The organism is Halomonas sp. XH26 (genome assembly GCF_024138895.1).
Lineage (GTDB): Bacteria > Pseudomonadota > Gammaproteobacteria > Pseudomonadales > Halomonadaceae > Vreelandella > Vreelandella alkaliphila.
In genome coordinates this window covers 3,869,029-3,888,711 of the sequence record NZ_CP071889.1, presented here as the reverse complement: position 1 = coordinate 3,888,711, position 19,683 = coordinate 3,869,029, and the positions used below count along the sequence as shown (strand labels likewise).

Annotated in this window: 18 protein-coding genes; 12 read left to right on the top strand and 6 right to left on the bottom strand. The window is 53.5% G+C overall.

Annotation, left to right across the window (positions count from 1 at the left end; genetic code table 11):
• Positions 1-27: 27 nt before the first annotated feature.
• Positions 28-105, bottom strand: coding sequence for a BCCT family transporter (locus J4377_RS17735; RefSeq protein ID WP_253488165.1), 78 nt, complete (start codon positions 103-105; stop codon positions 28-30).
• Between the two features lie 388 nt (positions 106-493).
• Positions 494-1,240: an SDR family NAD(P)-dependent oxidoreductase gene (locus J4377_RS17730; RefSeq protein ID WP_253486292.1), complete on the bottom strand. Its 747-nt coding sequence runs from the start codon at positions 1,238-1,240 to the stop codon at positions 494-496.
• 204 nt (positions 1,241-1,444) lie between these two features.
• On the opposite strand from J4377_RS17730, the gene folK reads away from it, so the two are divergent.
• Positions 1,445-1,891: a 2-amino-4-hydroxy-6-hydroxymethyldihydropteridine diphosphokinase gene (gene folK / locus J4377_RS17725; protein ID WP_198348791.1), complete on the top strand. Its 447-nt coding sequence runs from the start codon at positions 1,445-1,447 to the stop codon at positions 1,889-1,891.
• Positions 1,892-1,965: 74 nt separating this feature from the next.
• Positions 1,966-2,787, top strand: coding sequence for a flagellin (locus tag J4377_RS17720; RefSeq protein ID WP_120387312.1), 822 nt, complete (start codon positions 1,966-1,968; stop codon positions 2,785-2,787).
• Between the two features lie 29 nt (positions 2,788-2,816).
• Here the strand turns inward: J4377_RS17720 and J4377_RS17715 are convergent, their stop codons facing one another.
• Together J4377_RS17715 and J4377_RS17710 are read right to left on the bottom strand one after the other, a co-directional pair.
• Positions 2,817-4,370, bottom strand: coding sequence for a BCCT family transporter (locus J4377_RS17715; protein ID WP_038479378.1), 1,554 nt, complete (start codon positions 4,368-4,370; stop codon positions 2,817-2,819).
• A 343-nt stretch (positions 4,371-4,713) separates the two neighbouring features.
• On the bottom strand, positions 4,714-5,457 hold the full coding sequence (locus tag J4377_RS17710; protein ID WP_038486415.1) for a YdiY family protein: 744 nt from the start codon (positions 5,455-5,457) through the stop codon (positions 4,714-4,716).
• 208 nt (positions 5,458-5,665) lie between these two features.
• On the opposite strand from J4377_RS17710, the gene J4377_RS17705 reads away from it, so the two are divergent.
• The 10 genes from J4377_RS17705 (at position 5,666) to urtE (ending at position 17,585) form a co-directional block, all read left to right on the top strand.
• Positions 5,666-7,351, top strand: a complete 1,686-nt coding sequence (locus J4377_RS17705) for a sensor histidine kinase (protein ID WP_253486291.1) — start codon at positions 5,666-5,668, stop codon at positions 7,349-7,351.
• A 33-nt stretch (positions 7,352-7,384) separates the two neighbouring features.
• Positions 7,385-8,116 (top strand): response regulator, encoded by a 732-nt coding sequence (locus J4377_RS17700; protein WP_095603464.1) that lies wholly within the window; start codon positions 7,385-7,387, stop codon positions 8,114-8,116.
• A gap of 193 nt (positions 8,117-8,309) precedes the next feature.
• Positions 8,310-9,305, top strand: a complete 996-nt coding sequence (locus J4377_RS17695; protein ID WP_253486290.1) for a tripartite tricarboxylate transporter substrate binding protein — start codon at positions 8,310-8,312, stop codon at positions 9,303-9,305.
• Positions 9,306-9,411: 106 nt separating this feature from the next.
• Entirely contained in the window at positions 9,412-9,894 is a 483-nt protein-coding gene (locus J4377_RS17690; RefSeq protein WP_253486289.1) for a tripartite tricarboxylate transporter TctB family protein, read from the top strand.
• A 49-nt stretch (positions 9,895-9,943) separates the two neighbouring features.
• Positions 9,944-11,443 (top strand): tripartite tricarboxylate transporter permease, encoded by a 1,500-nt coding sequence (locus tag J4377_RS17685; RefSeq protein ID WP_030071064.1) that lies wholly within the window; start codon positions 9,944-9,946, stop codon positions 11,441-11,443.
• A gap of 385 nt (positions 11,444-11,828) precedes the next feature.
• Positions 11,829-13,181, top strand: a complete 1,353-nt coding sequence (gene urtA, locus J4377_RS17680; protein ID WP_253486288.1) for an urea ABC transporter substrate-binding protein — start codon at positions 11,829-11,831, stop codon at positions 13,179-13,181.
• A 101-nt stretch (positions 13,182-13,282) separates the two neighbouring features.
• On the top strand, positions 13,283-14,896 hold the full coding sequence (urtB, locus tag J4377_RS17675) for an urea ABC transporter permease subunit UrtB (RefSeq protein WP_253486287.1): 1,614 nt from the start codon (positions 13,283-13,285) through the stop codon (positions 14,894-14,896).
• 3 nt (positions 14,897-14,899) lie between these two features.
• Entirely contained in the window at positions 14,900-16,045 is a 1,146-nt protein-coding gene (gene urtC, locus J4377_RS17670) for an urea ABC transporter permease subunit UrtC (RefSeq protein ID WP_253486286.1), read from the top strand.
• A complete protein-coding gene (urtD, locus tag J4377_RS17665) occupies positions 16,042-16,878 on the top strand; it encodes an urea ABC transporter ATP-binding protein UrtD (RefSeq protein ID WP_253486285.1) in 837 nt (278 codons plus the stop codon). The genes urtC and urtD overlap by 4 nt, the downstream gene beginning before the upstream one ends.
• Positions 16,878-17,585, top strand: coding sequence for an urea ABC transporter ATP-binding subunit UrtE (gene urtE / locus J4377_RS17660; RefSeq protein WP_253486284.1), 708 nt, complete (start codon positions 16,878-16,880; stop codon positions 17,583-17,585). Before urtD ends, urtE begins: the two co-directional genes overlap by 1 nt.
• Before the next feature lie 83 nt (positions 17,586-17,668).
• On the opposite strand, the gene J4377_RS17655 is transcribed toward urtE, so the two are convergent.
• Both J4377_RS17655 and J4377_RS17650 read right to left on the bottom strand, forming a co-directional pair.
• Positions 17,669-18,589 (bottom strand): metal ABC transporter permease, encoded by a 921-nt coding sequence (locus tag J4377_RS17655; protein WP_120386092.1) that lies wholly within the window; start codon positions 18,587-18,589, stop codon positions 17,669-17,671.
• Positions 18,586-19,680 (bottom strand): metal ABC transporter permease, encoded by a 1,095-nt coding sequence (locus J4377_RS17650; protein WP_253486283.1) that lies wholly within the window; start codon positions 19,678-19,680, stop codon positions 18,586-18,588. Before J4377_RS17650 ends, J4377_RS17655 begins: the two co-directional genes overlap by 4 nt.
• Between the last annotated feature and the right edge of the window lie 3 nt (positions 19,681-19,683).

Genomic DNA, 19,683 nt, shown 5'->3' with positions numbered 1-19,683 from the left:
TGAAACATCCGCTTTAATTCATATTCGTCAGAACGTTAGAACGCCGTACTCCGGCCGATCGTCTTCGCCGCCCAAGCGAATATTGCCGTAACGGCTGAGTGCTATCCACAGCAGGAGAATCAGCCAGAAACAGCAGCATCAATCCTGCAGAGAAAAAGAAAATAGTTGGGTCTGTGCGCAGCCCCAGTTGTTGCGCGAGTTTGTCCAAGAGAAATTCCTTTTTATTGTTGGAATAGTCGCCTAGATGAGTTGTATGCCAGCTGAAATAAGACGACTTTCACGAGTCTACAGACAACTCTTCTGTCCATGGAAGGTGGGAAATGTGACCTTTGATTAAATCGTGCAGGGCTTAACGTACCGTCAACGAAAAGCTGCCGAATGACTTAATAAGCATCGGCAGCGTATGGCGTAAGAGGGCGTTAAAGACAGATTTTAAAGACAGGTTTTAAAGATAAGTTTGAAAGATAGATTTGAAAGATAGGTTGGAATGCTTTCAGCCTGGATAGTTTTCGGAATGTTGCCCTTCAAGATTGATCGACTCCCCCCCATCGACAAAGAGAATTTGCCCAGCAACAAAGTCATTGTCTAATAAATAGTGCAACGCTTGTACAAGGTGGGCGGGATCACCCTGGTGTTTAACGGGTATACCTTCAATTCGCCATTGAATATAGTCGCTGGTGCGTTGAGAAGCGGGCAGTACCACGCCGGGAGCAATACCATTAATACGCAGGCGTGGTGCAAACTCTAGCGCTGCCATACGCGTCATATCAGCAAGGCTCTTTTTCGATAATAGATACGCGGCATACGGGTACTGGTGATATGCCACTTTATTATCAATAATATTAATGACCTGGCCTCTATCGACGGCGTCTGCAAAGTAACGTGTGAGCAGCAAAGGTGTGAACATATTGACCCTAAACTGCGTTTCCAGCATGGCCATGTCGGTGCCTGAAATGGGAGCAGGTTCATATGCAGAGGCGCTATTAAGAAGCACGTTTAAGTTTGGGAAGTGTTGTTTGGCGGTTGTCACAAGCTCTTCAAGAGAGTCGCTTAGGAAGTTGCATGGCAGTATTTCGCAGCGCTGTCCTTTGGCGCGAATCGTCTTGGCAACGTCTTCGGCTTCACCACGTGAGCTATTCACATGTAAGGCAATATCATAGCCCTTAGCCGCTAGGGCTTCGGCGAAATAGCGTCCCAAACGTGTTGCGCCGCCAGTGATCAGTGCAGCTGATGAACTCATGCAAGTTCCCCAAGTGGATTAACGTTAGCGTTGTGTATGACTTTCTGCGTGAGCGTAGCGTTTGTCAATATCTTGTACATAGCTTGAACAAAATAGCAGGCAAGCTAATCTTACGTATCATCAATATGACCTGACAACCGCCTTCGAATTTTGACGCTAAGCGCCGGGTTTCTAAATTAGGGTCTACAAGATTAGGATGCAGCTATGCCACTCTCGTCGTTAAGCACTACGCCAGATACGGCCCTCCATGAATGCTTAATCTCTCTCGGTACCAATATTGAGCCGGAACACCACTTTCACGAAGCTCTGACTATTTTGCGCAGCGAGTGTGAGCTGATAGCCAGCTCAGAAGCGATTCGCACAACGCCGGTTGGCTATCAACACCAGCCGGACTTCCTGAATGCCGCGTTACTCGTGCGTACCTCCCTTGATCACGACGCTTTCCGTGCTTACTTAAAAGAGGTGGAAAACCGTCTGGGACGTGTGCGAGGTCCCATTAAATCAGGGCCTAGAACCATGGACTTGGATATTGTGGCGTGGGACGGAGACGTCATCGATGAGGGGTACTACCTGCATAGTTACGTGCGTCGCCCGGTAGATGAAGTACTTGCTGCCAGCCGCCGCACACTTAAACAACGAACATGTTCATGATTTTTGCGGCGCGGCCGATAATAGCAATGTAGCCTCCTACCCTTGGGCAGGCTGACCTTCCTCGGAGACGAGTGTTGCTAAGCCTAAACACAAATCTGATGTCCCTTATCGTGCAGAATAATCTGCGCAGCAGTCAGCAGGCGATGCAGACCGCTATGGAGCGTCTTTCTTCTGGGCTACGCATCAATAGTGCCAAGGATGATCCGGCAGGGCAGGCGATTGCCAATCGCATGGGGGCTCAACTACGTGGCATGGAGCAAGCCATTCGCAATACCAATGATGGCATTTCCATGGCGCAAACAGCGGAAGGTTCGCTCGACCAAATTAACGATAACTTGCAACGTATTCGTGAGTTGAGTGTTCAAGCGGCTAATGGCACTAACTCTTCCGATGATCTTGGTTCAATTCAAAATGAGATCGATCAACGCCTAGAAGAGATTGATCGCCTTGCCGAGCAGAGTAATTTCAACGGCATCAAGTTGTTTGATAGTAGCAAAGCGGTAAATATTCAGGTGGGTGCTAACGATGGCGATAGCATTGCGGTGCGCTTTGCAGCCATGAATAGGCAGGCATTGGGGCTGGACAGCTTTAGTGTTTTAGATGATGGCAGCGCCACGGATAACCCGCTAAAGGCGATGGATGATGCTATTCAACAGGTGGATCGCCAGCGGAGCTATTTAGGCGCGGTGCAAAATCGCTTCGAAAGTGTGATCGATGGACTCAATACCAACATCATTAATACGTCTGCTGCTCAGTCGCGCATCCAAGATGCTGATTATGCCCGTGAAGTTTCCAATCTAATTCGCGCGCAAATTCTACAGCAGGCCGGTATCGCTATCTTGGCTCAAGCCAACCAGCAGCCGCAGATGATTCTGCGCCTACTGGAAGGTCTATAACATAAGGGCTACATAAGGACTATTAACCGTTACTCGATAATGCCTTGCTCGCGCGCCATGGCGTAGGCTGCCTGTGGGCCATTCCACAGCGATGGCAGTAAAATCAGTGAAACGGGAATCGCGGTAATCACGATAAATTGCTGTAAGGCGCCAATTTGTCCTGCTCCCATATACAGCAGCACTGCCGCCATTAGCGCCATGGCAATCCCCCAGAAAGCACGCACGTATGGGCTTGGGTCATCATGGCCAGCACCTACTACAGCAATGGCATAACTCATCGAATCACCTGTGGTGGCCACAAAAATTGTCGTCAATAATAATATTGCCAGTGCCATCCAGGTGCCGCCGGGGAGCGCTTGGGCCACGGTAAGCGTCGCTACATCAAACTGGAAATTATTTAGTGCCTCTGCCAGATCAATGACGCCCGTGAGCTGATAATAAATGCCTGAGCCACCCAGCAGAGTGAACCATACGGTAGTCGCAATCGGGGCGAGTACCGCCACGGCAAGAATCATTTCGCGAATACTACGCCCGCGTGAAATACGCGCTACGAATATCGCCATCAGCGGTGCATAGCCAATAAACCAGGCAAAGAAAAAGACTGTCCACCACTGCATCCACCATGCGGGAGCGGTGTCGGCGGTCATGGTTGCCATGGTGAAAAAATTACTAATGTAAGCGCCCATGCTCGATACATAAGTGTTGACCAAAAACAGCGTAGGGCCAAACACGATGATCACCGCGCCAATGGCAAGTGCCAGCAGTACGTTAAAGCGGCTAAGCAGTTGAATGCCTCTATGAACACCACTCATCGAAGAGAGCACGTAAATGCAGCCTAGTACCGCAAGGATAATAAGTTGCCCAAGGTAGCCTTCGGGAAGGCCGAACAGCTCATGCAAGCCAAAACTTACCTGAGTGGCTAGAAATCCAATGGGGCCGACAGTACCTGCTACCAACGCAATCACGCAGCAAGCGTCTACCACGCCACCTAGCGGGCCACGCATAAGCCGCTCGCCAAAAACCGGGTAAAGCAGTGTGCGTGGCTGCAGTGGCTGGCCTTTCACATAGTGGGCGTGGGCAAGCACCACCGCGGTTAGCGAGCCAAGTACCGCCCAGGCCAAAAAGCCCCAGTGCATGAACGATTGGGCAAGGGCGCTTGAGACGGCTTCGGCGGTGCCGGCTTCGGTGTCAAAGGCAGGTGGTGTTACCACAAAATGATATACCGGTTCTCCGGCGGCGAAGAAGACACCACCCCCTGCTAGCAATGTGCACAGAATAATGGATAGCCACTTGAATGTACTCATTTCTGGTGCATCGAGATTGCCAATCTTGGCTTTTGCCGCTGGCGTAACTGCCAGACCAATGGCAATAAAAAAAGTCAGTAACAGTAACAATTGAAAGTAGCTGCCTAGCACCAGGGCTGTCCAAGCAAAACCGGCGCTGATTGAGTTGGCGACAAGATCAATGTCATAAAAGGAGAGGCCAAGAAACGCCAAGATGAAACCGATGCTAAGCACCAGTACGATGGGGTCGCCGAGGGAAAACCGCGAAGTACCCTCGCTTGTGTTGGCAGGGTGGTTCATTAAGAACACCTATGTTTAATGAGGGGGATGGGTAAGCAGAGCACTGAGCTTAACAAAACCGTGCGTGAGTAGGCGTAACGCCTAAAAGCATTCGATTTTCGAAACAAAAAAAAGCGCCATTCAATGAATGGCGCGAGGACAGGAAACTGCGGGTAGTATATCTTGTCCATAGACCAAAGTCTAATGCTGAGAGGGGAATTGCATAAAAATGGCGCGAAAAATAAGCGAGATGCACCATTATGAATAGGTTAATGGCAGTCATAACTGGTTAGGCTGTTATTTAAATATTTGATAATAAATGAAAAATAATGCGGAGCTTGTTTGGGGAGGAAGCTGTAGCGCGTTACCAGTGATAGAGCAGTGATGCGCTGGTGGTACTGTCAGTGCGTTCGCTGGTATCTTCAGGCGGCTGCGAGTTGTGTTTTATTTCATGGGAAAGGCGTAGCGATAGTCGTGAATTTAGCCGAGCCGTGAGTGCCGTTAATGAACGCGCTGTGGTGTTCTTGCGGGTATATTCCACCGACATTTCCTGGGCGATATCAGCATAGTCTGAGAATCCAAATTGATAGTCGAGTGCTGTATAAGCAACTGCCAATTGCTCATTATCGGCGTCGCGTAATCGGTCATTACGATACCCTGGGCCTGCTTCTAACGATAGTGAGTGTTGCTCACCGGATAGCAATTGACGGCCATAGCCACCAATGGCAGAAAGCTGCTGGTCGTAGCCAGCAAAGCGGTCTTTTTCCCAGCGGGCAAAGCCAAACAAATAGTGGGGCCCGCTAAAGTCAAAACGCTCTCTGCCTGCCACTAAATATTGCTCAGCACTGGTTTCTCCATTTTTGCTCACATTGCGGACTTCACCGCGCAGCGAATGAGTGAAGTCTCCCGTCAGCCACGTCAGGCGTGTCTTGCCGATCAATGTTTGGCTATTGGTATTGCCGGAAAGGTGGGTAAAACCAAGTTCGGCATCGCCGCTGAACACCGGCGTATCATCTTGTGGCGGTGGTGGGGCGTAAAATGGATAAGCGGCGGCGGAAGTTGCCCATAGCGACAAGCTAGCTAATAAGACATTTCTTAAGAAACTCAACACGTAACTCCTCCTGAGTAGCGGTCTTTGTGAGCGGCTGCGATGTTGCAGGATGAGAGTTCGTCATGCACGCTTTAAAAGCGCTGAGTATATCGATAAAAACAAAATCAGTGGCTGCTAAATAAGCAAATAGTCGAAAAAGCGCAACGGCTAACGCCGCTTGGCGCTGCATGCCATAATGACGCTGTCGCGCCTAGTGAGTTCCTTTATGACCGCCCCACGCCCACGTACGTTGGCCGAATTACAGCGCTGGCGCCGTACTCGTGCCAAACGCCGCTGGTACAAGCGAAGTTTTCGCCTGCAAGTCATGCTGCTGGTCGGCTTTCTGCTGGCGGGTATGTTGCTAGCGCAAGGCACCTATCTGAACCACCGTAAAGCAGAAATTATCACCCACCAAATGGGCGAGCGGGCATTGGCAGTGGCCAAGACCGTCGCGGGCATGCCGCAAATTGTTAATGCTTTCTCGACACCCGATCCTGCGCTGATTATCCAGCCGCTTGCTGAACGCGTTCGTCATGAGACCGGTGCCCGTTATGTTGTGGTAGGTAATGTCCAGTCGATTCGTTACTCGCACCCAGTGCCTGAGCGTATCGGCCAGCCAATGGTGGGCGGGGATAACGATCAGGCGCTGATTTATGGTCAGTCATACGTATCGGAAGCTACCGGAACGTTAGGCACCGCCATGCGGGGCAAAACGCCCATCTGGGATGAAGAGGGCAACATCATCGGGGTGGTTTCGGTGGGCTTCATGCTAGAACGAGTAGATATGGATGTCGCCCGTTATACCAGCTTAGGGTGGGCGCTGGTGGCGCTGATGATTTTGCTAGGATTTGCCGGGGCCTATTGGCTGTCGCAGCATCTTAAAAAAGTCATCCTTGGTTTAGAGCCTTATGAGATAGCCCGCTTGGCCATGGAAAAAGAGGCCATCCTGCAATCTATCCACGAAGGTATCCTGGCGGTTAACCGCGATGGTCAGATCACGTTAGTGAATCAGCAGGCACGCCGTTTTCTAGGGCTATCGGATGAACAGGTTTTGCTGGGGCAGCCAATCCGTGAGGTGGTGCCCAACTCGCGCTTAAGCGAGGTGTTAAAGCACGGCGAGCAAGAGTTTGACCAGGAAATGTGGCTGGGCGACCATCCTGTGGTGGCCAACCGCGTGCCTATTTTGCACGAAGGTGAGATCGAAGGTGCCGTTGCGACATTTCGCAGTCGCCGCGAAATTATTGATCTTTCCCAGGCACTTACCCAGGCAAGTCGTGATGTCGATATGCTGCGTGCCCAGGCCCACGAGTTTTCCAACAAGCTTTACACCATTTCTGGTCTCCTGCAGCTTAACCGCGTTGATGAGGCGCTAGCGCTGATTCACCACGAAACCGAACGTGCTCAGGCGCAAATGAGCTTTTTAATGCGTCACGTGGCTGACGCAGTACTCAGCGGCATCTTGTTGGGTAAATTGACGCGAGCACGAGAGCTAGGCGTCGCGCTGGAAATTGATGAACAGAGCTCGCTCTCTTGCCCACTGACGGTCACTGGGCAAGAGGTCATGATGAGCGTTGTGGGCAACTTATTAGATAACGCCTGTCATGCGGCGCTTAATGGTCCAAACAGTGACACCCCGAAAGTTCGCCTGTTCTTTACGGATCTGGGCGAGCAGCTGTTGATTGAAGTAGAGGATAACGGCTCAGGTGTGCCCGGCGAGCATGCGGAATCGATCTTTCAAGATGGGTTTTCTACCAAAACCGGTAAACATCGTGGCATTGGTTTAGCACTGGTCGCGCGGTTGTGCCGTCAGCATGGCGGCGAGGTGACATTAGAAGAGAGCGAGTTAGGCGGCGCGTGCTTTATTGCCGTGCTGGATCGCGCGCTTTGCGACCCAATAGCCACAACGCCTTAAATCATAATAACGACGCCAGGAAGAGGAAACACTATGTCTGCGACGCAGTACGGTATTTTGGTCGTCGAAGACGATTTTCGCATTGCCGATATCCACAAGGCTTTTATTGAGCAGAGCGACGGCTTTTATGTGGTGGGGTTGGCACGTAACGGCAACGAAGCAAAAGCCCTGATGGCCCAGCATGCTGATGCTGTTCAACTCATCTTATTAGATGCTTACTTGCCTGATGTGGAGGGTCTGGAGCTGCTATGGGCCATTCGCCGCGACTATGTGCATGTGGATATCGTCATGGTGACAGCCGCCCGCGAAGTAGAAACCATCAGCGAAGCGTTGCGTGGTGGCGTTTTTGATTATCTGATTAAACCGATTGAAGCGACACGTATGACGCAAATGCTGACACGTTTTCGCCGCGAGCGAGAGGCATTGGCGAATCGGGCTGAAATGAGTCAAGACGAGCTGGATCAGGTGCTTGCTCGCTTACAACCAGGTGAACCTGCGCGGCTAGCTACGCGCACGTTACCTAAAGGCATCGACCGCTTGACCCTGCGCTGTGTGGTGGAGTCGCTGGCTGCCGAGCATGATTCCCAAACGGCGATGCAAGTAGCGCAGGCAATGGGCGCAAGCCGTTCAACAGCGCGGCGTTATTTGGAGTTTTTAGTAGCCGAACAAGCGGTTAATGCAGAAATTGGCTATGGCGATGTTGGCCGCCCTGAGCGACGTTATCGGCTGCTGGAATCCTCCTCAACATGGCTGGAATCACTGTAAACGAGCCGTTCTAACCGGCCGTGAACAAAATGAACAAAACGCACAAAAAGCACTTTTTGTCATTAATGGTCATAAGCTTGTCGCGAGGAGTAGCGGTCTTCTAATGTGAAGGGTGTAACCACACAAAGATACGTAGATAACAACCATCTATAACACAGCTAATATAACAACATAGCTAATGTGGAGAACGCCCATGACCATGCTTCCCCTAAAGCGCTTTGCCGTGCTTGCTTTACCGATGGCAGCCCTTGCCATGACAACGTCTGCCAGCGCCCAAGAGTGGACACCGAGCCGTTCAATTGAGTTTGTTGCCCCGGCCAACCCCGGTGGCGGCTGGGACACGCTAGTGCGCACCATGTCCCGCGTTATTCAGCAAGAAGAGCTGGCCGACGAAAGCTTTGCAGCCATTAACGTGCCTGGCGGTGGCGGTGCAGTTGCCTGGGCTCAGGTAGCCCGTGATAACGGCAATCCGCATAAACTTTTCGCCACCAGCCCGCCGATGATTTTAGTACCCCTGGCAGGCGCATCGCGTTACGACCACACCGACTTCACCCCGATTGCGCGTATCAATACCGACTATTCGATTATTTTGGTGGCGGCAGATTCCGAGTATCAAAACCTGGATGATCTTTTTGCAGCGCTCAAAGAGAATCCTAGTTTGAGCGTGGGCGGTGGTAGTGCGCCGGGCTCAATGGATCACATCTCGGTTGCCGGTCTTGCTTCCGCGGCGGGTATGGAAGCCTCCTCGGTCAACTACATTCCCTTCTCGGGTGGTGGCGACGCCATGACTAACCTGATGGGTGGCCATATTGAGGCAGTGGTTGGCGGTGCCGGTGAAGCGGTAGGTCAGCTGGGCGAAGGTAGCCAGCTACGCGCGCTGGGCGTTTCTTCCGAAGAGCGCCTGGGCGGTGGACTGGCCGATGTACCTACTTACCAAGAGCAAGGTTACGACTACACCTTCGATATTTGGCGTGGCGTAATGGGCGCGCCGGAAATGCCTGAAGAGGCGGTTGAATACTACGAAGCGCTCTTCGCCGAAATGCTCGAAACTGATGCATGGCGCGAAGCAAGCGACCAGCTAGGCTGGATTGATGCCTACCAGGATAGCGACGCCTTCGCTACCTTCCTGGATGAGCAGCAAGAGCAGTTCAGTAGCGTGTTGACCGACCTGGGGCTGATGCGCCAGTAATCGCTCGTCCCAAAGGCTCCCCCGGTGGCAGCGTGCCACCGGGATCTTCTGTCTGTTACCGCAAGGGTCTTGCTGTTCAGCAATGACGTCTTCGGAGAGCTTTCCCATGACTCGATTCAATACCAACCAATGGCTAGCGCTTGTGTTGGCGTTAGTGGCGGCTGCCTATCTGGCAATGGCCTGGCAAATCCCCAACTTTCCGCTGCCCCGTCCAGTGGATTCAGACCTATTTCCAAAAGTGTTAGGTGTTTCCCTGCTATTACTGTCGGCGTGCTTGTTTTTTGAGCGTCCTGGTCCTATTGCGGGGGCCGATCAGATTGATCAAGTCGAAACCCAGGAGCCGCTACTGCTAACGCCTTGGGCGCGGGTGATCGTCACCGCCATCGCCATTGCTGCCTATGCATTCCTGCTCGTGCCGTTAGGCTTTGTGCTGGCTTCGACGCTACTGTGTGTTGGCCTAACCGCTTACTACGGCTACCGCCGCCATGGGGTCAATCTGGCAACATCGCTTGGGGTGGTGTTGGCGCTGTATTTGACCATGACGCGGGTAATGGATGTTTACCTACCCACTGGCGTGCTGCCGTTTTAACTAAGCCGCGCTTGCTCACTGTTAGCGGGTTTAAAAGAGAGACACTCCCATGGATGCCTTTAACAATCTAATGTACGGCTTTGGCATCGCGCTTGAGCCTATCAATATCGCTTACGTCTTTGCCGGCGTCTTTGCTGGCACCATTATCGGTATGTTGCCCGGCCTTGGGCCGATCAGCGCGTTGGCGCTGATGATCCCGATTACCTTCGCTATGGAGCCCTCTTCAGGGCTGATCTTGATGGCCGGGGTGTATTACGGCGCTATTTTCGGCGGCTCCACCTCATCTATTTTGCTTAACGCCCCCGGCGTGGCGGGAACGGTTGCGACCTCTTTTGACGGCTATCCGATGGCCAAGCAAGGGTTGGCAGGCAAGGCGCTGGCGATTGCCGCTTACTCCTCCTTTGTTGGCGGTACCATCTCCGTTGTTTTCTTGATGTTGATTGCGCCGCTGCTCTCCAAAGTCGCGGTGAGCTTTGGCCCTGCTGAATACTTCGCGTTGATGGTGCTGGGCTTAACCGCGGTTGTGTCGCTATCCGATAAGTCGCTGGTCAAAGGCTTAATTGCCGCCGTTATCGGGGTAATGATCTCGATCATTGGGATTGATATGCAAACCGGCACCGAGCGCTTTACCTTTGGCTCTATCCACCTGCTCGACGGTGTCGATTTTCTGGTCGTCGCGCTGGGTATCTTCGCGTTAGCCGAAGTGTTCTACATGTTGCTGCGCGGAGGCGGTGGTAAAGAAGCACCGCGTAATGCGATTGGTTCGTTAAAATTGACCCGCAGTGAAGTGAAGCAGATTGCAGGGCCGGTTAGCCGCAGTTCAGTATTGGGCTTCTTTACTGGTGTGCTGCCGGGCGCCGGCGCGACCATCGGCTCGTTTCTTGGCTATAGCATGGAAAAGCGCATTGCCAAAGACGGCGATACGTTTGGTAAAGGCAACATCAAAGGCGTTGCTGCGCCAGAAGCGGCAAATAATGCGGCATGCACCGGCTCGTTTGTACCGCTGTTAACCTTGGGTGTGCCGGGGTCTGGCACCACCGCCGTACTGCTTGGCGCACTGCTGGTGATGGGGGTTAATCCTGGCCCGATGATGCTTGAACAGCGCCCGGATGTGTTCTGGGGCGTGGTCGCCAGTATGTATATCGGCAATATCTTTCTGCTGGTGCTTAACCTGCCGCTGATTCCGCTGATCGCCAAGATTCTCGATCTGCCCAAACCGTTGTTGCTATCACTGATTTTGATCTTCTGCATGATCGGTGTTTACGGCATGAGCTTCAGCGTGTTCGACTTATTACTGCTGCTTGGTTTTGGCTTGGTTGGTTTGGGAATGCGCTTGTTCGGCTTCCCCGCCGCGCCGCTGATTCTGGCGCTCATTCTAGGCAACATCATGGAAGAGTCCATGCGTCGCGCGCTGCAGATCTCCGGTGGTGATTGGATGACCTTTATCGACAAACCGATTTCGCTATCGTTACTGGTCATCGCTGTGCTGTCGCTTGGTTTACCGTTGCTCAAAAAGCGCCGCACTAAGCGTTTGAATACTGCTGAATAGAACATAGGCATGCGTGTAAAGCGCCCTAGGGTTTCCTAGGGCGCTTTTTTTGTGAAAAAAATGGGCGGGATTAATAGGCGTATGCAACAGAAAGTGCACTATTGGTGCGAGGTGTCGTTGTGGTGCATAAACAGCGTGCATTTTTTGGATGTTGGCGCGCCACGATAGTGCGGCCAGTGAAGACGGGGCTGCTTTTTTTAAAACTAACCTTTTGATTCTAATCTTTTTAGTGTTTCTTTTTGTAGTGTGGCGCAAACCTTGCAGCAGCTAGGAGCTAGTGGATGCACCAAGCCCCGTAACAACCGTTCCCACGTTACATAACGGGAGTCCTTGGCCGCGAAGCTCAAATAACGAGCCCCGTCATAAGGGGCGCAAGGAGGTTCAAGTGACCACATTGCAGCGCAAGACACACCCTCGTACCGTTGGCCGTTTCGCTACCGCCTTAATGGCCGCCGCCGTCATGGGGGCCAGTACACAAGCTATTGCCCAGGATGACGACCCGATCAAGGTCGGTATCCTTCACTCACTCTCTGGCACCATGGCGATCAGTGAGACGGTTCTTAAAGACACCGTTGAGATGCTTATTGAGCAGCAAAACGATGCGGGTGGCTTGCTGGGCCGCCAACTTGAAGCAGTTGTTGTCGACCCAGCCTCTAACTGGCCGCTATTTGCCGAGCGTGCTAGAGAGCTATTGGCGCAAGAAGAGGTCGACGTGATCTTCGGCAACTGGACCTCCGTTTCCCGTAAGGCAGTACTGCCGGTAGCGGAAGAGCTTAACGGCCTGTTGTTCTACCCGGTGCAGTATGAAGGTGAAGAGTCCTCGGAAAACGTCTTTTATACCGGTGCCGCCCCCAACCAGCAGGCGATTCCTGCGGTTGAGTATCTGATTAATGAAGTCGGCATCGAGCGCTTTGCGCTGGTCGGCACCGACTACGTCTATCCGCGTACCACCAACCGTATTCTCGAAGCGTTCCTCAAAGATGAGCATGGCATCGCTGATGAGGACATCATGATCAACTACACGCCGTTCGGCCATTCAGATTGGCAGAACATCGTGTCAGAAATACGCCGCTTTGGTGAAGAGGGGAAACCCACGGCGGTCATCTCCACGATTAACGGCGATGCCAATGTACCGTTTTACACCGAACTCTCTAACCAAGGCATCGATGCTGCCGATATTCCGGTCATCGCCTTCTCTGTGGGCGAGCAAGAGCTCACCGGCATTGATACGGGGCCGTTAGTCGGCCACTTGGCGGCCTGGAACTACTTTATGAGCGTCGATACTGATGACAACTACGACTTTATCGACGCTTGGATTGACTACACCGGCGACGAAGAGGCCGTCACCAACGACCCCATGGAAGCGCACTACATTGGTTTTAACATGTGGGCCGAAGCGGTGCGTAAAGCAGGCACTACCGACGTGGATGCGGTAAAAGACGCGATTATCGGTGTCGCTGTGCCTAACCTTTCCGGTGGCTATGCGGCGATGATGCCCAACCATCACATCACCAAGCCGGTGCTGATTGGTGAAGTTCAAGACAATGGCCAGTTCGATATCGTCTGGCAAACGCCTTCTACCGTAGCGGGCGATGCATGGTCTGACTACTTGCCTGGCTCACGTGATTTGATTGCCGATTGGCGCAAGCCCATGGAGTGCGGCAACTTCAACGTGGTGAACGGCTCGTGTGGCGGCAGCACCGCCGCAGAAGAGGCTGAAGCGGCCCTCGCTGAGTAAATGATGACCCCTCGCTGCTTGGCTAAACGCTGAGTGGTGGGGGAGCACGCTACCTCCCTTTTTTAGATCACTGTTTCTAATATAACCAAAGGAAGAACCCCATGAGGCGTTTCTTTTCCTTAGGGTTGCTGTGCCTGCTGTTGTTAAGCGTCACAGTCACCGCCCAAGCACAAACAAGCGCCACCGTTGAGGCTGATGACGCAGCGGCGCTTGAGCTACTAAACGCGCTGGACGTGCGTTCCTATTCCGCCAAAGGCGAAGCGATCAACGCTATTTTGCAAAGCGATGATGAGCGCGCGCGTGATTGGCTGCAGTCCTTGTTGGATGGTCGCTTGCAGCGCACTGACGACGGCCGCTTTGTGGTGGTGCTCGATAATCAAGGTCGCGATTGGCCAGTTGCAGATGCGCTGACCAATGAACCGCTGGGGGAGATGTCCCGCCGTGACCTGGATCGTATTGGCATTAATAACAATTTACGCAACCAGCTACGCAGCGCTATTGCCGTAGTAGATTTGTATTCGCCAAACGTTGAGCGTCGGCGTATTTCAGCCAGCCGACTACTGGGCGAGGTCGATGAAGAGCTGGCCGAACCGCTCAGTCAACTGATCGCTGAAGAAGAAGATGCCGAGGTAGCGCGCAGGCTTACCCAGGCGCTGGCGATTTACCAAGTTGAAAGCGGCGAGCTTGAAGGCGTTGAAACGCTACGAGGCAGTTTGCATCCACGTGTTCGAGTAGCGCTAAGTCGGGCAGCGAATGGCGATGACCCTATTATTGCCGATGCCGCCAATGAAGCGCTGAGCAGCATTGAGCAGAATCTCAAAATTAACCGTGGCCTGGAAACGCTCTACTTCGGACTTTCACTTGGCTCGGTACTGGTGTTGGCGGCGATTGGCCTGGCTATTACCTTTGGCGTGATGGGCGTTATCAATATGGCTCATGGTGAGCTAATCATGCTCGGCGCTTATACCACCTGGATGATGCAGCAGCTGTTGCCCGGCCAGCCGGGGCTGGCGCTAATTTTGTCGATTCCCGCGGGCTTTATGGTGGCTGCGCTTGTGGGTATTGCCATTGAGCGAGGCGTTATTCAGTTCCTGAAGGGCCGTCCATTGGAAACCTTGCTGGCGACGTTCGGTATCAGCCTGATTTTACAACAGCTGGTGCGAACGGTGATTTCACCGCTAAACCGTACGGTCATAACGCCCGAATGGATGAGCGGTTCATTAGTGATTAACGATGCGCTGTCGCTGACGCTTAATCGTATGTTTGTACTCGGTTTTGCACTGGTAGTGTTTGCCGCGCTGATGCTGATTATGCGCCGCACGAGGCTAGGGCTTGAAGTGCGTGCAGTGACCCAAAACCGCGCCATGGCACGCTCCATGGGTATCCGCGCCACGCGGGTCGATATTATGACCTTCGCATTAGGGTCTGGCGTCGCTGGTTTGGCAGGCGTTGCGTTATCACAACTGACCAACGTCGGCCCCAATCTGGGCCAGAACTACATTATTGATTCCTTTATGGTCGTAGTTTTCGGCGGCGTAGGAAATCTATGGGGCACCCTGGTGGCTGGGCTTTCCCTGGGCATTATCAACCAAGTGTTGGAACCCTGGGCAGGCGCCGTGCTGGCCAAAATTATTGTCCTGGTGTTCATCATTCTATTTATTCAAAAACGCCCGCGTGGACTCTTCCCGCAGAAGGGCCGGGCTGCGGAGGGCTAACCTATGATGACGCAATCATCTTCACGCCAGTTTTGGCTAACCCGCCCGTTTGGCGAACGGGCCACGCAGATTTTTCTTGGCGTGCTGTTTGCCGCCCTGCTGCTGGTTACGGTGCTCCATGTAGCGCTGCCCCAAGGCCACCCGCTGCACGTTAATGCTTACACCGTGAACCTGTTCGGTAAGTACTTAAGCTACGCGTTGCTAGCAGTGGCGGTGGATTTGGTATGGGGCTATTTGGGCATTCTGAGCCTGGGCCACGGGGCGTTTTTTGCCATTGGCGGTTACGCCATGGGCATGTACCTGATGCGCCAAATTGGTGATCGCGGTACTTACGGCGACCCGGTACTGCCGGATTTTATGGTGTTTCTCAACTGGGACAGCCTGCCCTGGTACTGGCTCGGATTTGATATGGCCTGGTTTGCGTTTGCCATGGTGCTGTTAGCCCCTGGGTTATTGGCATTGGTATTCGGCTTTTTAGCGTTTCGCTCGCGGGTCACTGGGGTGTATTTGTCGATTATTACCCAGGCGCTGACCTTTGCCCTGATGTTGGCATTCTTCCGCAATGAGATGGGCTTTGGTGGCAACAACGGACTGACCGATTTTCGCGAGCTGCTGGGCTACAACCTGCGCAGTAACGACACTCGCTTAGGGCTGTTTATTGCCACTGGGGTTGCGCTGGCGCTGGGCTACATCCTGTGTCGGGCGATTGTTACCAGCAAGCTAGGTCGAGTCTGTGTGGCAACTCGGGATGCTGAGGCACGCACGCGGTTTATTGGCTACCGGGTCGAACGCTTCCAGCTATTTGTATTTGTGGTTTCCGCCATGCTGGCAGGCTTGGCTGGCGCGCTTTATGTTCCTCAGGTAGGGATTATCAACCCCAGTGAGTTCTCACCGATTTTCTCGATTGAAATTGTGCTGTGGGTGGCACTGGGTGGCCGCGCCACGCTTTATGGGGCGGTTATCGGGGCGATCTTAGTTAACTACGCCAAAACAATTTTTACCGGCGTGATGCCAGATGCGTGGCTGTTTGCCCTGGGCGCGATGTTTGTCTTGGTCACCGTGTTGCTACCCAAAGGCGTGGCGGGGTTATTGCTTCACCTAAAACGCCGCAAAAAATCCGATACCTTGCCGAAGGAGGCTACCGCATGAGCTTGTTGCAATCGCTAACCACGCGGGATCGGGTATTTGATTTTATGGCTCCTCAGGCCTCACCGGTGGATGTGCGCCATGGCCCGATTCTGTATATGGAAGATGTCTCGGTGAGCTTCGATGGCTTCAAGGCAATCAATAACTTAAACCTGACTATTGATGACGGTGAACTGCGCTGCATTATCGGCCCTAACGGGGCCGGTAAAACGACCATGATGGATATCATTACTGGCAAAACGCGCCCCAACGCAGGCAGCGTGTGGTTTGGCAGCCGTCATAATCTACTGCAAATGAATGAACCGGATATCGCCAGCTTGGGAATTGGTCGTAAGTTCCAAAAGCCCACGGTATTTGAAGCGCTGAGCGTGTTTGAAAACCTGGATCTGGCGATGGCCGCCGACAAGCGTATTTTTCCCACGCTGACTGCCCGTATAACTGGTGAAATTAAAGATCGTATCAATGAGGTGCTTGAAACGATTGGCCTGACCGAGCTGCGCTACCAGCCAGCAGGGATTCTTTCCCACGGTCAAAAGCAGTGGCTGGAAATTGGCATGCTGTTAATGCAGCGCCCGCGTTTACTGCTGGTAGATGAACCCGTCGCCGGGATGACGGAACAGGAGATGGAGCGCACCGCAGAGTTACTAACAGGCCTGGCGGGTAAACAGTCGGTGGTTGTGGTAGAGCATGACATGGGGTTTGTACGTTCCATTGCCCGTAAAGTGACCGTGTTGCACCAAGGCGGCGTGCTGGCAGAAGGCAGTATGGATCAGGTATCCAGCGACCCGAAAGTGGTCGAGGTGTATCTGGGTGCAGACGACGAGGAGGCTGCCTAATGCTGGCGATTGAAAAGCTTAACCACTTCTACGGGGAAAGCCACACCTTGTGGGATTTAGACCTCGACGTGCCTGAAGGCCAGTGCACTTGCGTGATGGGCCGTAACGGGGTGGGTAAAACCACCTTAATGAAAGCCATTATGGGCGAAGTGGCCGTAAAGAGTGGCCAGCTACGCTATCAGGGTGAGGGTAGCGACATTGAGCTGACCAAAAAAGCCGTTGAGGCACGTTCCCGTTTGGGCATTGGCTTTGTCCCCCAGGGACGGCAGATTTTTCCGCTGCTCAGCGTGGAAGAGAATCTACGCACCGGCTTGGCAGCGCGCAGTGATGGGCTGAAAAAAATCCCCGAGCGTATCTATGAACTGTTCCCGGTTTTAAAAGAGATGAAGCATCGCCGTGGAGGTGATTTATCCGGTGGGCAACAGCAGCAGCTCGCCATCGGTCGCGCACTGGTGATAGAACCCAAGCTGCTGATTTTGGATGAGCCAGGGGAGGGGATTCAGCCCAATATTGTGGCGCAAATCGGTCAGGTGATTCGCCAACTGATCAAGGAAGATGGCTTAACGGTATTGCTGGTCGAGCAGAAACTGCCCTTTGCGCGCAAATACGCCGACCGCTTTGTGATTATGGATCGCGGCCGTCCGGTGGCCAAAGGCGAGATCGCTGAGCTTTCCAACGAACTGATCAAGCAGCATTTGACCGTTTAAGTTATCCACACCCGGTTACCTCAACCAAGCAAAGCGCCCGCCTGACGGCGGGCGCTTTGCTGATGCAGCGGAGAAACCGGCGTTCACAGATTGGCAGGCGGCTCCACCGGCGACTGACGGTCGCGGTGGCGCTTGAGAAGCTGCGTGGCGAGGCCATAGCGCGGGCCCAACAGAAAGGCAAGTATCAAGAACACGCCGGTCATGACGGCCATCATGCCGCCGATAGAAACGTTCAGGTAGACGGCGAGATAGTAGCCGGAAATACTTGAGGCGATGGAAATTAGCGCACCGATGATAAACATCATCCACAGGCGGTCGGTGAGTAGGTAGGCGGCTGAGGCGGGCACAATGGCAAAGGCGATAAACAGCACCGCACCCACCGCATCAAAGGCCGCAACGGCAGTGGAACTGGTCAGCATCAGTAGCACGTAGAACAGGATGGTTGGCATAAAACCGAAGGTTTTTGCCAGCGCCGGGTCGAAGGTGGCAAGTTTCAGCTCTTTGTAGAACAGGCCGATAAAACCGTAGTTAAGCAGCGTCATGATGCTCATCGAGACCAGCGCCTGGGGAATGGGCAGGCCAAACAGGTCGATGGTATCCAGCCAGACAAAGCCGATCTCGCCAAGCAGCACGGTGTGGGTGTCGATATGTACATCGTTGGCGTAGACATTGAGTAACAGCACGCCGATGGAGAAGAGGGCGGGGAAAACCAGACCGATGGCGGCATCCTGTTTTACTCGCTTGGTGTTGGCCAGTGCTTCGGTGAGCAACACGGTTAATAGCCCAGTTAATGCGGCGCCTATTAGCTGCACGGGCCCGCTCTGCTGTTTGGTCAGCAGCCAGACAATCACAATGCCAAACACAATTGAGTGGCTAATCGCATCAGTGAGCATACTGTTGCCGCGCAGCACAAGGAAGGTACCCACCGCCGAGGAGGCAATGCCCACCATGGCGCCTACTAGAATAATAGGCAGGGCCGTGTCGGTCAGTAATTCAGCAATCATGTCACGACCTCTTCGAAGGTGGCGACCACCTGTTGCGCTGCCTTTTCTCCCCGCGACGTTAGCGCCCATCCGGTTCCGCCATCAGGGGAGCGTATAAGGTAGCCTTGGCGCTTAAGTTGACTCAACACCCTGCGCACGCCGAATGTTGTGCGGTAGTGTTGTGAAGCGGAGGGATGCTTGTAAAGCGCGTAGAGCAATTGCTGCTTCTGCAATGCTTCTTTTTGGCGGTAATGCTTGATGAAGCCCCATAGCAGGCCCCGGCCGGGGGCAAGCGCCAGTGAGATGATTACAATAGCTGTTGCGGTGAGAATCACCAGCGGGCCGGTCGCAAGTCCTCGGGATAGAGTGCTGATGGTTGCCCCCGAGACCCCACTGACAATACCGATACCAGCGGCAATCACCAGCATCCCTCCCAGATGACGGCTCCACTGCCGAGCCGCTGCTGCTGGCGCCACGATCATGGCGGCCATTAATATCACGCCAACCATTTGCAGGCCGACCACCACGGCGAGCGCCACCATGGCGGTAAGTGCGGCTTCGATGGCGTTGACGGGCATGCCGAGCGAGCGGGCGTACTGCCCATCAAAAGTGACCAACTTGGCCTGTTTCCAGAAGACGGCGAGCAGCGTGAGTGTGACAAGGGTGATGCTGCCCATTATCCAGAGATCCGAACGCAGCGTAGCGGCGGCCTGACCGAAAAGGAACGCTTCAAGCCCCCCCTGGGAAGCGTTATTGGTGCCCTGGATATAGGTCAGCAGCACGATGCCAACGGCAAAGAAAATACTCAGGCAAATGCCGAGAGCAGCATCGGTTTTCAGGCGGCTTTTACGGGTCAGTAACAGCATCGTCAGCGCGGCTAACGAGCCGGTAACCAGTGAGCCAATGATCACCCCGCCGATATCGCGGCTGCCGGTGATGATAAAACTTAAACACACGCCGGGCAGTGCTGCATGAGAGATGGCGTCGCCGAGCAGGCTCTGGCGGCGTAACACCGCAAAGCAACCCAGTGGGCCACTGATCAGCCCCAGCAGAGAGGCGCCAATCACCACGTTTTGAAAGGTGTAGTCAGATAGAAGGTCGAGCCACTGCATGGG

Bases quoted from the DNA above. Each gene is read 5' to 3' on its own strand.
- J4377_RS17730 (WP_253486292.1), bottom strand. From the start codon at position 1,240: ATGAGTTCATCAGCTGCACTGATCACTGGCGGCGCAACACGTTTGGGA.
- folK (WP_198348791.1), top strand. From the start codon at position 1,445: ATGCCACTCTCGTCGTTAAGCACTACGCCAGATACGGCCCTCCATGAA.
- J4377_RS17715 (WP_038479378.1), bottom strand. From the start codon at position 4,370: ATGAACCACCCTGCCAACACAAGCGAGGGTACTTCGCGGTTTTCCCTC.
- J4377_RS17705 (WP_253486291.1), top strand. From the start codon at position 5,666: ATGACCGCCCCACGCCCACGTACGTTGGCCGAATTACAGCGCTGGCGC.
- J4377_RS17700 (WP_095603464.1), top strand. From the start codon at position 7,385: ATGTCTGCGACGCAGTACGGTATTTTGGTCGTCGAAGACGATTTTCGC.
- J4377_RS17695 (WP_253486290.1), top strand. From the start codon at position 8,310: ATGACCATGCTTCCCCTAAAGCGCTTTGCCGTGCTTGCTTTACCGATG.
- J4377_RS17690 (WP_253486289.1), top strand. From the start codon at position 9,412: ATGACTCGATTCAATACCAACCAATGGCTAGCGCTTGTGTTGGCGTTA.
- J4377_RS17685 (WP_030071064.1), top strand. From the start codon at position 9,944: ATGGATGCCTTTAACAATCTAATGTACGGCTTTGGCATCGCGCTTGAG.
- urtB (WP_253486287.1), top strand. From the start codon at position 13,283: ATGAGGCGTTTCTTTTCCTTAGGGTTGCTGTGCCTGCTGTTGTTAAGC.
- urtC (WP_253486286.1), top strand. From the start codon at position 14,900: ATGATGACGCAATCATCTTCACGCCAGTTTTGGCTAACCCGCCCGTTT.
- urtD (WP_253486285.1), top strand. From the start codon at position 16,042: ATGAGCTTGTTGCAATCGCTAACCACGCGGGATCGGGTATTTGATTTT.
- urtE (WP_253486284.1), top strand. From the start codon at position 16,878: ATGCTGGCGATTGAAAAGCTTAACCACTTCTACGGGGAAAGCCACACC.
- J4377_RS17655 (WP_120386092.1), bottom strand. From the start codon at position 18,589: ATGATTGCTGAATTACTGACCGACACGGCCCTGCCTATTATTCTAGTA.
- J4377_RS17650 (WP_253486283.1), bottom strand. From the start codon at position 19,680: ATGCAGTGGCTCGACCTTCTATCTGACTACACCTTTCAAAACGTGGTG.